The 13,489-nt window shown below is 63.9% G+C and carries 14 protein-coding genes and 1 pseudogene; 9 read left to right on the forward strand and 6 right to left on the reverse strand.

The genetic code is table 11. The annotated features are described in order from the left end of the window. Positions 1–693: pseudogene (locus NAV27_RS06985) on the reverse strand (RDD family protein); the annotation flags it as partial. Between the two features lie 133 nt (positions 694–826). Here NAV27_RS06985 and sbcB point away from each other — a divergent pair. Beyond that, positions 827–2,263, forward strand: a complete 1,437-nt coding sequence (gene sbcB / locus NAV27_RS06990) for an exodeoxyribonuclease I (RefSeq protein WP_102827525.1) — start codon at positions 827–829, stop codon at positions 2,261–2,263. Between the two features lie 74 nt (positions 2,264–2,337). Here the strand turns inward: sbcB and mvaT are convergent, their stop codons facing one another. Beyond that, positions 2,338–2,718: a histone-like nucleoid-structuring protein MvaT gene (gene mvaT, locus NAV27_RS06995; RefSeq protein ID WP_054093637.1), complete on the reverse strand. Its 381-nt coding sequence runs from the start codon at positions 2,716–2,718 to the stop codon at positions 2,338–2,340. Positions 2,719–3,090: 372 nt separating this feature from the next. Here mvaT and purU point away from each other — a divergent pair, with 372 nt between their 5' ends. Genes purU through NAV27_RS07010 form a run of 3 tightly spaced genes read left to right on the forward strand, consistent with a single transcriptional unit; the run spans position 3,091 to position 5,688 of the window. Continuing rightward, positions 3,091–3,942, forward strand: coding sequence for a formyltetrahydrofolate deformylase (gene purU / locus NAV27_RS07000; RefSeq protein WP_102827524.1), 852 nt, complete (start codon positions 3,091–3,093; stop codon positions 3,940–3,942). A 13-nt stretch (positions 3,943–3,955) separates the two neighbouring features. Beyond that, the gene (locus NAV27_RS07005; RefSeq protein ID WP_102827523.1) at positions 3,956–4,180 is read left to right on the forward strand and encodes a hypothetical protein; all 225 of its coding nucleotides are present in this window, start codon (positions 3,956–3,958) and stop codon (positions 4,178–4,180) included. Positions 4,181–4,212: 32 nt separating this feature from the next. Next, positions 4,213–5,688: a helicase HerA-like domain-containing protein gene (locus tag NAV27_RS07010; protein WP_102827522.1), complete on the forward strand. Its 1,476-nt coding sequence runs from the start codon at positions 4,213–4,215 to the stop codon at positions 5,686–5,688. A gap of 94 nt (positions 5,689–5,782) precedes the next feature. On the opposite strand, the gene NAV27_RS07015 is transcribed toward NAV27_RS07010, so the two are convergent. From NAV27_RS07015 to yaaA, 3 genes are all read right to left on the reverse strand, one after another. After that, positions 5,783–5,995, reverse strand: a complete 213-nt coding sequence (locus tag NAV27_RS07015; RefSeq protein ID WP_009867834.1) for a hypothetical protein — start codon at positions 5,993–5,995, stop codon at positions 5,783–5,785. A gap of 381 nt (positions 5,996–6,376) precedes the next feature. Then, complete coding sequence (locus NAV27_RS07020) at positions 6,377–7,819, reverse strand: mannose-1-phosphate guanylyltransferase/mannose-6-phosphate isomerase (protein WP_009867832.1); 1,443 nt, start codon at positions 7,817–7,819, stop codon at positions 6,377–6,379. A gap of 548 nt (positions 7,820–8,367) precedes the next feature. Beyond that, positions 8,368–9,147 (reverse strand): peroxide stress protein YaaA, encoded by a 780-nt coding sequence (gene yaaA / locus NAV27_RS07025; RefSeq protein ID WP_102827521.1) that lies wholly within the window; start codon positions 9,145–9,147, stop codon positions 8,368–8,370. 138 nt (positions 9,148–9,285) lie between these two features. On the opposite strand from yaaA, the gene dmeF reads away from it, so the two are divergent. From dmeF to moaE, 5 genes are all read left to right on the forward strand, one after another. Continuing rightward, positions 9,286–10,305 (forward strand): CDF family Co(II)/Ni(II) efflux transporter DmeF, encoded by a 1,020-nt coding sequence (dmeF, locus tag NAV27_RS07030; RefSeq protein WP_256055292.1) that lies wholly within the window; start codon positions 9,286–9,288, stop codon positions 10,303–10,305. Between the two features lie 255 nt (positions 10,306–10,560). Beyond that, positions 10,561–11,946: a PhoH family protein gene (locus NAV27_RS07035; RefSeq protein ID WP_009867827.1), complete on the forward strand. Its 1,386-nt coding sequence runs from the start codon at positions 10,561–10,563 to the stop codon at positions 11,944–11,946. 102 nt (positions 11,947–12,048) lie between these two features. Continuing rightward, a complete protein-coding gene (moaC, locus tag NAV27_RS07040) occupies positions 12,049–12,519 on the forward strand; it encodes a cyclic pyranopterin monophosphate synthase MoaC (protein ID WP_102827519.1) in 471 nt (156 codons plus the stop codon). Further along, complete coding sequence (locus NAV27_RS07045) at positions 12,516–12,764, forward strand: MoaD/ThiS family protein (protein WP_102827518.1); 249 nt, start codon at positions 12,516–12,518, stop codon at positions 12,762–12,764. The genes moaC and NAV27_RS07045 overlap by 4 nt, the downstream gene beginning before the upstream one ends. Before the next feature lies 1 nt (position 12,765). Beyond that, complete coding sequence (moaE, locus tag NAV27_RS07050; RefSeq protein WP_102827517.1) at positions 12,766–13,218, forward strand: molybdopterin synthase catalytic subunit MoaE; 453 nt, start codon at positions 12,766–12,768, stop codon at positions 13,216–13,218. A gap of 39 nt (positions 13,219–13,257) precedes the next feature. Here the strand turns inward: moaE and NAV27_RS07055 are convergent, their stop codons facing one another. Beyond that, positions 13,258–13,422: a DUF6095 family protein gene (locus NAV27_RS07055; protein ID WP_009867823.1), complete on the reverse strand. Its 165-nt coding sequence runs from the start codon at positions 13,420–13,422 to the stop codon at positions 13,258–13,260. Positions 13,423–13,489 lie beyond the last annotated feature (67 nt).

Here is a 13,489-nt window from a genome sequence, read left to right on the forward strand (position 1 = left end):
CAGCAGCCCCTGGGCCATTGCGAGCAAGCCGGGTACGGCCTGCGCGGCGGGCAGGCGCAGGGGCTCGGCCAGCAGCGCGGCCAGCTCCTGGGCACGCTCCGGGCTCAGTGATGCCTGGCGTTCGGCGAAATCGAGCAGCGCGCGCTGGGCGTCACGATCCAGTTCGACCGGTGGCCGCTGTGCTTCCACCATCGGCAGGGCAGGGCGCGCGCTGGGGCGCTCGGCGTAGACCACCAGCGTGCCGGCGGCCAGATCGCCGAGGCGCTTGAATGCCGGGTGCGCCAGGCAGCTCAGGGCGCCGAGGAAATAGCCGAACGGCAGCATGTCGACGAAACGCAGCAGGTTGCGCGTAAGCGAAGCGGCCCAGCCGACCGGAGTGCCGTCGTCGTGCACCACGCGCAGGCCCAGCCACTGCTTGCCGGGCGTGCGTCCCTGGTTGAGCACTTCGAACAGCACCATGTACCACCACTGCACCAGGAACAGCAGCAGCGCGCTCAGTCCGCTGCCGAACTTGCCCAGCAGGCCGAAACCCAGGAACAGCGCGAGCAGGATCGCCGCTCGCAGCGCCAGGTCCACGGTGAACGCCAGGGCGCGTGGCACCAGCCCGGCCGGCCGCAGCAGCAGGTCGATGCCCTCGGGCGTTTCGACCCGATGGCGGTTGTCCAGCGGCGAGGATGGTTGGGTGGAGGGCAAGACGTGGGCTCGGTGCGCGCGGCGGAGGCTGATGCTATGCGGCAATCGCCCGCCGGATCAATGCGCGCCGGCTGCGGCTGTGGCGCGCGTGGCACTGTTAGACTGGCGGCCGATGACTGAGAAGGACCTTCGCGTGAGCCCGAGCATCTACTGGTACGACTACGAAACCACTGGCATCTCGCCGCGCCGCGACCGGCCGCTGCAGGTCGCGGGCATTCGCACCAACGAGGCGTTGGAGGAGATAGGCGAGCCGCTGAACCTGTATTGCCGCCCCGCCGACGACATCCTGCCGCACCCGGCGGCCTGCCTGGTGACGGGCATCACGCCGGGCGTCTTGCAAGAGCGCGGACTGTGCGAAGCCGAATTCATCACGCGCCTGCATCAGGAGCTGGCGCTGCCCGGCACCTGCGGCGCCGGTTACAACAACCTGCGCTTCGACGACGAGATGACGCGTTACAGCCTGTATCGCAACTTCTTCGATCCCTACGCGCGTGAGTGGCAGGGCGGCAACAGCCGCTGGGACCTGATCGACCTGGTGCGCACCGCCTATGCGTTGCGTCCGGAGGGCATCGAATGGCCGCAGGAGAACGGCCGGGTGACCCTCAAGCTCGACCGCCTGACGGTCGCCAACGGGCTGGAACACCTGCACGCGCACGATGCGCTGTCCGATGTGCGCGCCACCATCGCGCTGGCGCGGTTGTTGCGCGACCGGCAGCCGCGCCTCTACGACTATCTGTACCAGTTGCGGCGCAAGCAGGCGGTGCTGGACCAGATCGAGCTGCTCAAGCCGCTGGTGCATGTGTCCGGGCGTTTTTCGGCCGAGCGTCATTATCTGGCCGTGGTGCTGCCGCTGGCCTGGCATCCGCTCAACCGCAATGCGCTGATCGTCTGCGACCTGCAGGCCGAGCCGGCGCTGCTCTGCGATGAAAGCGCGCAGACCCTGCGCGAGCGTCTGTATACCCGCCGCGACGAGCTGGCCGCGGGGGCGCTGCCGGTGCCCTTGAAGCTGGTGCACGTCAATCGTTGCCCGGTGCTGGCGCCGTTGAGCGTGCTGCGCGAAGGCGATCTGGCGCGTCTGCAGCTCGATCTGACGCAGTGCCTGCAGCGCGCCCGCTGGCTGTGCGAAACCCGGGAGGCGTGGTTGCCGAAACTGGGACAGATCTACGAACAGGAAGCCTTCGAGGAATGCCTCGATCCCGAACAGCAACTCTACGATGGCTTTCTCGGTGACCGTGATCGGCGGTTATGCGAGCAGGTGCGCAGCCTCTCGGCGGCAGAATGCGCCGCGCGCCGCTGGCCATTCGATGATCCGCGTCTGGCTGAGCTGCTGTTTCGCTACCGCGCACGCAACTTTCCCGAAGCGTTGTCGGCGGCCGAGCGGGAGCAGTGGGCGAGCTTCTGCCGGCAACGCTTGATCGAGGCGCGGTATGGTGCGCCGAATACCCTGCAGCAATTCGAGGAAGGGCTTCGACAATACGCGGCCACGGCAACTGCGGCGCAGAGCGAAGTACTGGAGCAGTGGCGCAGCCATGTCCAGCAGCTGCGCGAGCGCTATGCAATAACCGACTGAACTGTTTTGGCAGGAAAACAAAAACGCCGCAGCCCAGTGAAGGGATGCGGCGTTCTGTTATTTCGTCCGAGAAATCAGTCGAGCAGAGTTGCCCAGCTTTCCACGGTGTCGGCGCCCCACTTGGCTTTCCACTCTTTCAGAGTCTTGTGGTTGCCGCCTTTGGTTTCGATAACTTCACCGGTATTCGGGTTCTTGTATTGCTTGACGCGGCGTGCGCGCTTGCTGGCGGTCGGCGCCTTGGCTGCACCGCGCGGAGCCTTGGTGCTGCGCGCGTCCGGATCGAGCAGGGCGATGATGTCGCGCAGCGACTTCTGGTATTCGCCCATGAGTTCGCGCAGTTTGCCTTCGAACTCCAGTTCCTTCTTCAGCTTGTCATCGGCAGAGAGGGATTTCAGCCGCTCTTGAAGTTCCTTGATGGCTTCTTCCGTGGCGCGGTATTCACTAATGAGAGACATATGGCTTCCTTGGGATAGGGTGTACGCAAGTGGCGTCAATCATAGTCATGCACAATCTGCAAGTAAATATAGCCGCCGGTGGAAAATGTATTTTTTATTTGTATATAAATCATTCTTCGCGGCGCGCGTTGCTGCCAATAAAAAGGATGCGTACAACTCAAGGCGTGCGGCGAAAAGCTAAGCACCTTTGATAATTGCCTTAACGCGCCGAGGCAGATTCGCTAGTTATAACGACTATGCGCTTACCAATCGGCGAAGCGATCCGGCCGGGCGCATGGCTGACGGCTGATATTCCATCGATTGTCCCGATGGGCGCCAGTTGGCGGCTGGGCTAGAATGCCACGTCTTTTGTTTAGAGCGGAGTCATCTCTAATGCGCACTTTCAGGCTGGTTATTGCCTGTCCCGACGGCGTCGGCATCGTGGCCAAGGTCAGTAATTTCCTCGCGACCTATAACGGCTGGATTACCGAAGCCAACCACCATTCGGATCATCAGAGTGGCTGGTTCTTCATGCGCCACGAGATTCGCGCCGACTCGCTGCCGTTCGATCTGGACGGTTTCCGCCAGGCCTTCGCGCCGATTGCCCGCGAGTTCTCGATGGAGTGGCGCATCACCGACTCCGAGCGGCGCAAGCGCGTGGTGCTGATGGCCAGCCGCGAATCGCACTGCCTGGCCGATCTGCTCCATCGCTGGCACAGCGGCGAACTGGATTGCGACATCCCCTGCGTGATTTCCAACCACGACGATCTGCGCAGCATGGTCGAGTGGCACGGCATTCCTTATTTCCATGTGCCGGTCGATCCGGCCCGCAAGGAACAGGCATTCGCTGAAGTGACCCGACTGGTGCGCGAGCATGAGGCGGACGTCATCGTGCTGGCGCGCTACATGCAAATTCTGCCGTCGGAGCTGTGCGAAGAGTTCGCCCAGCGCGTGATCAACATCCACCACAGCTTCCTGCCGTCCTTCGTCGGTGCCAAGCCGTACCACCAGGCGTCGCTGCGTGGCGTGAAGCTGATCGGTGCGACCTGTCATTACGTGACCGAGGAGCTGGACGCCGGCCCGATCATCGAGCAGGACGTGGTGCGCGTCAGCCACCGCGACAGCATCGAGGACATGGTGCGGCTGGGCAAGGACGTGGAGAAGATGGTGCTATCGCGCGGCCTGCGCTATCACTTGCAGGACCGCGTGCTGGTCCACAGCAACAAGACGCTGGTATTCAACTGATCGAGGAGCAGCCATGACCGACCCGCTCGCACGCGCCACGGCCGAGGCGCCGCCGATCATCGGCAGTGGCTGTACGCAACGCTACGATCCCGCTGTGCTGGGCACCGAACTGGGCACCGACTTTCCCGGCGCTGCCGAACTCTGGGAGCGCCTGCGCGCCGCAGATGAGCAGGCACCTGCCGATGTCTCGCGTGGCACCTGGCGACCGGCTGGTCGCAACCACGACGCGCTCGACTGAGCGCGCGTTTCCCCGCCTTGGAGAACCCCTTGATGGAAGCATTCGCCGATCATCTGGTACTGGGCGCCGATGCCCACGGCCAGCCCAGCCTCCACCCGCTGCGCCTGGCCAACCGCCACGGGCTGATCGCCGGCGCCACCGGAACCGGCAAGACGGTGACGTTGCAACGCCTGGCCGAGCAGTTCAGTGATGCGGGGGTCTCGGTGTTCGCCGCCGATATCAAGGGCGACCTGAGCGGTCTGGGGGCAGCCGGTGCGCCGACAGGCAAGATCGCCGAGCGCATCGCCAGCATGCCCTGGCTGGGGCACCAGCCGCGCGCCTATCCGGTGACGCTGTGGGACGTGCAGGGTCGTAGTGGCCATCCACTGCGTACCACGCTCAGCGAGATGGGGCCGCTGCTGCTGGGCAACCTGCTGGAGCTGACCGACAGCCAGCAGGCGGCGCTCTACGCGGCGTTCAAGGTGGCCGATCGTGAAGGTCTGCTGCTGCTCGATCTCAAGGACCTCAAGGCGCTGCTCGGGCACCTGCGCGACCATCCCGAGGTGCTCGGTGAGGAACGTGCGCTGTTCACCGGCGCCTCGTCGCAGGCTTTGCAGCGGCGCCTGGCGACGCTCGAACAACAGGGCGCCGAGGCGCTGTTCGGTGAGCCGGCGCTGCAGCTGGAAGACCTGCTGCAGCCGGACCGCGACGGTCGCGGGCGCATCCACCTGCTCGACGCCAGCCAGCTGGTGCACGAGGCGCCCAAGGTTTATGCGACGTTCCTGCTCTGGCTGCTCGCCGAACTGTTCGAGCAGCTGCCCGAACGCGGCGATCAGGACCGTCCGCTTCTGGCGCTGTTCTTCGACGAAGCGCACCTGCTGTTCAACGACACGCCCAAGGCGCTGCAAGAGCGTCTGGTGCAGGTGGTGCGGCTGATCCGCTCCAAGGGCGTGGGGGTCTACTTCGTCACCCAGTCGCCGGGCGACCTGCCGGACGATGTGCTGGCCCAACTCGGCCTGCGCGTCCAGCACGGCCTGCGGGCGTTCACGGTGAAGGAGCAGAAGGCACTGCGCTCGGTGGCCGACGGTTTCCGCGAAAATCCGGAATTCTCCGCGCTTGAAGTGCTCACCGAGCTGGGTATCGGCGAGGCGCTGGTCGGCGGTCTGGAGGCCAAGGGCACGCCGGCGATGGTGCAGCGGGTCACGGTAGCGCCGCCGCAATCGCGCGTGGGCGTGCTGAGCGAGGCCGAGCGTGCCGAGCTGATCGCGCACTCGCCGTTGCGTGGCCGTTACGATCAGCCGGTCGATCGCGAATCGGCCTACGAGATGCTGACGGCGCGGGCACGCCAAGCCGCCGAGGCGTCACCCGAGCCTGCGCCGGCAAACGCTGGCAAGCGCGGCCGCGAAGGCGGTGCGGTCGGCGACTTCGCCGGGCGGGTACTCAAGAGTGCCTTGAATCAGGCGGCCAGCCAGATCGGCCGGCAGATCGTGCGCGGCCTGCTTGGCTCACTGCTGGGTGGCAAGCGCTGAGTGACGGTGGCCGCTGATTACTCGCGGCGGGTACTCAGCGGCTATCGATGTCCGGCACGCGGTTCCGGCTGTGTATTGAAAGTCGTCGGGCTTATCAGCTTTGCGCGTCTGCTTCCTGCCGGGCTTTTTCTTTTTCCATCTTCTGCAGTTCTTCCTGGAAAACCCGATCTTGCAGGGTTGCCTTCTTGCGCCAGGGTTTGCGCTCCGGCTCGGTCTTGGCTGCATAAGTTGTAACTTCGCCGCCATAGATATCCTGGTAGCGCTGCGCCTGACGCTCGAGTTCGATGCGCAGTTGTTCTTTTGTCACGTAATTGGACCTGTCTGTTTGTGTACGAATGAGTAGGGTGCTGAAGCGGTACATTGCCGTACCGTCAATCGAATGCGGCGGCGCCGCAGCCCGCGTGCATCTTTTCAGGCGCTGTAATGCCGGGGAAGTTCTGCCGTCTGGCATCTCTTCCTGCATTCGGGCTTGAAAAACGGGTAGCAGTTCAAAGAACTGGCAAAAGGTATTTGAAGCAAACCTGTGGACTCTGGAATGCGGAAAACGCATGTCGCATGAGTTCGCTGCGGACTTGCCGTGCTTCAGCAGACCGCATTATGCGCCGGATCGTGGAGATTGGGCGACTTTACTTTGCAGCAAAATAAAACCCGCGGAGATGCGCGGGTTTTATTCGGCGTGAAACTTCGGTCAGCGAGCGACCTTGGCTTCGACACCCTCGGTACGACCGTAAACATCGTCCAGGCGTTCGATGTCGTCTTCGCCCAGATAACTTCCGGACTGCACTTCAATGATCTCCAGCGGAATCTTGCCCGGATTGGCCAGACGATGTACCGAAGTGACCGGAATATAGGTCGACTGGTTTTCCGTGAGCAGGAACGTCTTCTCGTTGCAGGTCACCTGGGCGGTACCGGAGACGACGATCCAGTGTTCGGCGCGATGGTGGTGCATCTGCAGCGACAGGCTGGCGCCCGGGTTGACGCAGATCCGCTTGACCTGGAAGCGTCCGCCCATGTCGACCGAGTCGTACCAGCCCCACGGGCGATACACGGCGCAATGGTTCTGCGTTTCCGGGCGCGCCTGTGCATCGAGGCGGGCTACGAGTTTCTTGACGTCCTGCACCTTGTCCTTGTGGGCGATCATGATGGCGTCCTTGGTCTCCACCACCACGACGTCCTCCAGTCCCAGCACGGTGACCAGCTTGCCGTTGCCGTGAACGAGGCAGTTACGGGTGTCTTCGGCGATCACGTCGCCCTTGAGCACGTTGCCGTTGGCGTCCTTGTTGTGCACGTCCCAGATCGACGACCAGGAGCCGACATCGCTCCAGCCGGCGGACATGGGCACCACGCAGGCGAGACTGGTCTTCTCCATGACGGCGTAGTCGATGGAGTTGTCGGGGCAGCAGGCGAAGGTGGCCGGGTCGATCAGCAGCTCGTCGCCATTGAGGGTGCTGCGTTCGAGCGCAACGCAGCAGGTGTCGTAGATGTCCGGGTCGTGCTTCTTCAGTTCCTCCAGGAACACGCTGGCGCGGAACAGGAACATGCCGCTGTTCCAGTAGTAGTCGCCCGATTCGACATAGCTCTGCGCACGGGCTTCGTCCGGCTTCTCGACGAACTGGCTGACGCGGCTGATGCCTTCCGGCAGCCCGCTGGCGTCGTTCGGATCGCACTTGATGTAGCCGTAGCCGGTTTCGGGGCGAGTGGCCGGGATGCCGAACAGCACCATCTCGCCGTTTTCCGCGGCGTTGGTGGCCAGGGCCAGGGAGCGCTGGAAGGCACGCTGGTCGTCGATAACGTGATCGGCCGGCAGCACCAGCAGCAGCTCGTCGCGGCCTTCTTCGACGAGCTTCATCGCGGCGATGGCGATCGCCGGAGCTGTGTTGCGCCCGAAGGGTTCGAGCAGCATGCCCTGAACGCCCAGCTTGCGTGCGGCCAGTTGCTCCTTGACGATGAAGCGATGCTCCTTGTTGCACACCAGCAGCGGCTGCTGGATGCCCTCGAAGGCCAGGCGCTCGACGGTTTGCTGAAACAGCGTCTGCTCACCGGTAAGGGCGAGAAACTGCTTGGGGAACAGCTTGCGAGAAAGCGGCCACAGTCGCGAACCGCTACCGCCTGAAAGAATTACCGGAATCATGTCGTCTCTCCTGCATCGTTAGAGCGTTCTGTTGCGAGCACACCGTGGGCATGCTCGGGAAAATGGGATGGGTCGAGCGGGATCAGGTGCGTGGTCGGCGCGCAGAACGCAGGCAGTGGCTACGTGTTCGGCCGTGGCGCGAGTCACCCGCGCTTGGCGCCGATGGTCCGACGCGGCGGATCAGCCAAGTGATGGCTGTCTGGCGCGCGACGACGGAGGCAGGCCGGGCGCGGTTGCCGGGCTGGGTCAGCGCTGAAGCGGAGCCCGTCTGAATTCGAGCGGCACCGCGCGCCGTTGCCGTTCGTGTCGCCGGCCGCTGGAGCGGCTTGCAATGGTCAATGTTCGAGAACCCGAGCACGTTCATGTGCGACGTTCCTTTCCAGTCTGGAGTTGTCGGTACGCGCTTTATGATTCTCGGCGTCGCTCGATAGTTCCCGCGGGGAGAACCGTTGATCGGCGAGCATGAGGAGAGGGGCGGAGGAGCTGCGTCGTACCGGGGCTACGACGCGCTCGGGAGGCGTGCGGCGCGGCGCGCCACACGTGACGGATCAGGCGGCAGGCGTGTCGCGCAGGAACACGAGGTGATCGTCCGAGGAGTCGGCCGCACTGAAGCGATAGCCTTCGTAGGCGAAGTCGCGCAGCCGCTCGACCGTCTGGATGCGCTCCTTGATGACGTAACGTGCCATCAGCCCGCGGGCCTTCTTGGCGTAGAAGCTGATGATCTTGTACTGGCCGTTCTTCAGATCCTTGAAATCCACGTCGACCACCCGCGCCTGCAGCGCCTTGCGCTTGACGGCCGAGAAGTACTCGTTGGATGCCAGGTTGAGCAGCACCTGATCGCCTTGCGCCTGCAGCGCCTGGTTGAGCCATGCGCTGATGCGTTCGCCCCAGAACGCGTAGAGGTCCTTGCCACGCGCGTTGGCGAGTTTCGTCCCCATCTCCAGGCGATAGGGCTGCATCAGGTCCAGCGGTCGCAGCAGGCCATAGAGTCCGGACAGCATGCGCAGGTGCTGCTGGGCGAAGTCGAAATCGGCTTCGGAAAAGTCTTGTGCGGCAAGTCCGGTGTAGACGTCGCCCTTGAAGGCGAGCAGGGCCTGCTTGGCGTTCTCGCGGGTGAAGGGCGTGCTCCAGCTGCCGAAGCGGGCGACATTCAGTGCCGCCAGTTTGTCGGACAGGTGCATCAGCTCGGCGATCTGTGCCGGCGAGAAGTCGCGCAGCTGTTCGATCAGCAGCTGCGAATGCTCGAGGTGTTCGGGCTGGGTGAAGCGCTGGGTTACTGGTGGAGTCTCGTAGTCGAGGGTCTTGGCTGGGGAAATCACCATCAGCATGTAGTTGCTCTCCTGTGTGCAGCGGCGATTCTAGGCGCGATGGCGAGCTCGGCTCCAGCTATCGTGGCCATTGACGGCGGTTGACCTTGTCCGGGGGGCAAGGTGCAAGCTACGCCCGCCCGATGATGAGGAGGCGGTATGAGTACGTGCGATCACTCGAACTGGCAAAGCTCACATGATTACCGTCCGCTGGAGCAGGGCGCTGAACGCCAGACCTGGGCGGTGGCGCTGCTTACCGGCGTGACGATGGTGGTGGAGATCGCCGCCGGCTACTGGTTCAACTCGATGGCGCTGCTCGCCGATGGCTGGCACATGTCCTCGCACATGGTGGCGATCGGCCTGGCGGCGCTGGCCTACATGCTTGCCCGGCGTTATGCCGATGATCGGCGTTTCACCTTCGGTACCTGGAAGATCGAGGTGTTGGCCGGCTTTTCCAGCGCGCTGTTTCTGGTCGGCATCGCGCTGATGATGATCATCGAGTCGCTGCTGCGGTTCTGGTCGCCTGCGAACATTCGCTTTGACGAGGCGCTCTGGGTCGCGGTGATCGGCCTACTGGTGAACCTGGCGTCCGCCTGGCTGCTGCACGATGGACATGATCATGGCCACGCTCATGGTCATCACCACGACCACGAGCATGAGCATGAGCATGAGCATGAGCATGAGCATGAGCATGAGCATGAGCATGAGCATGCTGCGTCCAGGCACGGGCGCGATCTCAATCGTCACGCCGCATTCATCCATGTGCTGACCGACGGGCTGACCTCGGTGGCGGCGATCGTGGCCCTGCTGGGTGGCAAGTTCTTCGGCTGGAGCTGGCTGGACCCGCTGATGGGGGTGATCGGTGCGTTGGTGATCCTGGTCTGGGCCAAGGGTCTGCTGGTGGAGACCGCCAAGGCGTTGCTGGATCGGGAAATGGACGATCCGCTGGTGCGCCGCGTGCGCAGGCAGCTGGAAGCGGTGCCGGATACCGAGGTGACCGATCTGCATCTGTGGCGCGTGGGCCGCGCCCAGTACAGCTGCATCCTCAGCGTGGTCACGCATCAGAACTACAGCGCCGACGATTACAAGCGTGCCCTGCAGGACCTGCCGCAGCTGGTGCACGTGACTGCCGAGGTAAACCGCTGCGGCGAATCGGCGCACCTGGATTCCCGACTGTAGTCGGCTGTATTCCGCACGCCAAGGGCGTTCCGTCGATACGGGCAATAAAAGCGGAAATCGCACAAAAACGCTTTTGCCCGTCATCGGTTTTGGGTTATTACCGAATCAGACCGCCGAACCCTGCGACACAGGTGGCGGCCCCTGGGTGGCCCCGAACCCCGCCTCCCAAGCCCGTTCATCTGCCAGCACGGTGGTCTTTCTGCGGCGGAGCGCCTATGGCTCTCCGTCGACTGACCCAACGAAAAGGTGATCGGTATGGATGACTTCGGCAGATCCCGCGCGACTCAGCCCACCCTGTATGTTCTCGACACCAACGTCCTGATCCACGATCCCAACGCCTTGCTCAACTTCCAGGAGCACCAGGTCGCGATACCGATGACCGTGCTGGAGGAGCTCGATCAACTCAAAACTGGCAAGCACAGTGTCGCCGCCGAGTGTCGCCAGGCGATTCGCCTGATCGACCGTCTGCTCGGTAATGCCACGCCCGCCGAGGTGGAGGCGGGCGTACCGATTCAGCGGGACAAGAGCGGGGCGCGCGGCAGCCTGTCGATCCTGATGAGCCAGCGGCTGGAGAATGGCCTGCCGGAGGACCTGAACGACAACAAGATCATCAACCTGGTGGTCGCGATCAGCAAACAGCGGCCTGGTGTGCCGGTGGTGCTGGTCACCAAGGACATCAACATGCGCCTCAAGGCGCGGGCCTGCGGCGTGGCCGCCGAGGATTACCACACCGATCAGCTGGTCGACGACGTGGGTCAGCTGTCGCGCGGCTATCACAGTCTGAGCGGCTCGTTCTGGGACCGCGTGAGTAAGGTCGAGACTCATCAGGGGCACGGTCGTACCTGGCATCGCGTGCAGCTGATCGACAACCTGCCGGCGGTGCATATCAACGAGTTCATCCTCGACGAGCAGGGCTTCGTCGGCTGGATCAAGGGCATCAAGGAAGACGAGCTGCTGCTGCTCGACATGCACCAGGAGCCGCTGCTGCATCAGGAGGCCTGGGGCCTGCGTCCGCGTGACATTCATCAGGCGCTGGCGCTGTTCGCCCTGCTCGATCCGGATATCCACCTGGTCAACCTGTCGGGTGCGGCCGGTTCGGGCAAGACCATCCTGGCGCTGGCCGCCGCGATCGAGCAGACGGTGGTGAGCAAGCGCTACCGGCGCATCATCGCGACCCGCAGCGTGCAGGGGCTGGACGAGGACATCGGCTTCCTGCCCGGTACCGAGGCGGAGAAGATGGAGCCCTGGCTCGGCGCGATCACCGACAACCTCGAAGCGCTGCACATGGATGACGAGAACACCCCCGGCAGCATCGACTACATCCTGCAGAAGGTGCCGTTGCAGTTCAAATCGCTGAACTACATCCGCGGGCGCAGCTTCCAGCAGAGCCTGATCCTCATCGACGAGTGCCAGAACCTCACGCCGCACCAGATGAAGACCATCATCACCCGCGCCGGCAACGGCTCCAAAGTGGTCTGCCTGGGTAACCTGGCGCAGATCGACACGCCCTATCTGTCGGCCACCAGTTCCGGCCTCACCTACCTGACGGAGCGCTTCAAGGACTTCTCCCACGGCGTGCACATCACCCTGCAGGGCGTGCCGCGTTCGATCTTGGCCGAGTACGCCGAGGCGCATATGTAGCTCGCGGTCGCGGCGAAGGGGTGTCGGTGGTACCCCTTCCGGGAGCGGGCCGTGCGTGGCTGGCTGGGTTAGACTCGCGACTTTCCCAGCCAGGAGCGTCATATGCTCACCCATCTCGATTCTCAGGGCCGTGCCAGCATGGTCGATGTGACCGAAAAGGCCGTCACCGCGCGCGAGGCGACGGCAGAGGCGCGCGTGCGGATGCTGCCGCAGACGCTGCAGATGATTCAGCAGGGCGGCCATCCCAAGGGCGACGTATTCGCCGTGGCGCGCATCGCCGGCATCCAGGCGGCGAAGAAGACTTACGAACTGATTCCGCTGTGCCATCCGCTGCTGCTGACCAGCGTGAAGGTCGAGCTGCAGGCCGAAGGCGAGGACAGCGTGCTGATCCGCGCCACCTGCCGGCTGGCCGGGCAGACCGGGGTGGAAATGGAAGCGCTGACCGCAGCCAGTGTTGCCGCCCTGACGATCTACGACATGTGCAAGGCGGTCGACCGCGGCATGTGCATCGAGGGTGTGCGTCTGCTGGAAAAGCGCGGCGGCAAGAGCGGCCACTGGCAGGTGCAGGCATGATTTGCGTACAGTTTTTTGCCCGTTACCGCGAGGCGCTGGGCAGCGATGGCGAACGCTTCGACTGGGACCCGTCGCTCACCTGCCTGGATGACCTGCGCCAGCGCCTGCTGGCCCGCGGCGGCGTCTGGGAAGTGCTCGGCGAGCAGAACCTGATGTGCGCACGCAATCAGGAACTCTGCGGCCTGGACGAACCGCTCGTCGATGGCGATGAAGTGGCGTTCTTCCCGACCGTGACCGGAGGTTGAAATGAGTGTTCGGGTACAGCAGGCGGCCTTCGATCCGGGGGCTGAACTGAACGCGTTGCACGCGGCCAATCTGGGCATCGGTGCGGTCGCCGCCTTCGTCGGCTACGTGCGCGATTTCAATGACGGACACGACGTCGCCGGCATGTTCCTCGAGCACGCGCCGGGTATGACCGAGAAGGCGCTGGGCAAGATCGTCGCCGAGGCCGAGGAGCGCTGGCCGCTGCTGAGCATCGACGTGCTGCACCGCGTTGGCTCGCTGGAGCCGGGCGAGCCGATCGTGTTCGTCGGTGTGACCAGCGCACATCGCGAGGCGGCGTTCGATGCCTGCCGTTTCGTCATGGATTACCTGAAGACCCGTGCACCGTTCTGGAAGAAGGAGAACACACCGGACGGCGAACGCTGGGTCGATGGGCGCCACAGCGATCAGGCTGCCGCTGAGCGCTGGCAGCGCTGAGCACCGCCGGCGTCGGTGCTGGCCGCTGCGGCCGGGTGATCAGTGGAGCGCGATGTACAGCTTGAACGACACCGTGGAGAACATGACGATGATGCCCAGGCTGAGCAGCACGATGCCCCATTGCCGGTCGCGGTTGGCGAAGCCTGCGCACAGCAGTACGAAGCCGGTGAGGATGAGCAGCAGCAGCCAGTCGAGGTTATCCATGAAATCTCCTTGTACGTGCCGTCAGTACTTGTACGGTAGTTCCGTTTCGGTGGTGGCCGGCTGACCT

It is taken from the genome of Stutzerimonas degradans, assembly GCF_024448505.1.
Lineage (GTDB): Bacteria > Pseudomonadota > Gammaproteobacteria > Pseudomonadales > Pseudomonadaceae > Stutzerimonas > Stutzerimonas degradans.

Excerpts from the sequence above, each read along its gene's own strand:
- mvaT (WP_054093637.1), bottom strand. The coding sequence starts at position 2,718 with ATGTCTCTCATTAGTGAATACCGCGCCACGGAAGAAGCCATCAAGGAA.
- purU (WP_102827524.1), top strand. The coding sequence starts at position 3,091 with ATGCGCACTTTCAGGCTGGTTATTGCCTGTCCCGACGGCGTCGGCATC.
- NAV27_RS07005 (WP_102827523.1), top strand. The coding sequence starts at position 3,956 with ATGACCGACCCGCTCGCACGCGCCACGGCCGAGGCGCCGCCGATCATC.
- NAV27_RS07010 (WP_102827522.1), top strand. The coding sequence starts at position 4,213 with ATGGAAGCATTCGCCGATCATCTGGTACTGGGCGCCGATGCCCACGGC.
- NAV27_RS07020 (WP_009867832.1), bottom strand. The coding sequence starts at position 7,819 with ATGATTCCGGTAATTCTTTCAGGCGGTAGCGGTTCGCGACTGTGGCCG.
- yaaA (WP_102827521.1), bottom strand. The coding sequence starts at position 9,147 with ATGCTGATGGTGATTTCCCCAGCCAAGACCCTCGACTACGAGACTCCA.
- dmeF (WP_256055292.1), top strand. The coding sequence starts at position 9,286 with ATGAGTACGTGCGATCACTCGAACTGGCAAAGCTCACATGATTACCGT.
- NAV27_RS07035 (WP_009867827.1), top strand. The coding sequence starts at position 10,561 with ATGGATGACTTCGGCAGATCCCGCGCGACTCAGCCCACCCTGTATGTT.
- moaC (WP_102827519.1), top strand. The coding sequence starts at position 12,049 with ATGCTCACCCATCTCGATTCTCAGGGCCGTGCCAGCATGGTCGATGTG.
- NAV27_RS07045 (WP_102827518.1), top strand. The coding sequence starts at position 12,516 with ATGATTTGCGTACAGTTTTTTGCCCGTTACCGCGAGGCGCTGGGCAGC.
- moaE (WP_102827517.1), top strand. The coding sequence starts at position 12,766 with ATGAGTGTTCGGGTACAGCAGGCGGCCTTCGATCCGGGGGCTGAACTG.
- NAV27_RS07055 (WP_009867823.1), bottom strand. The coding sequence starts at position 13,422 with ATGGATAACCTCGACTGGCTGCTGCTGCTCATCCTCACCGGCTTCGTA.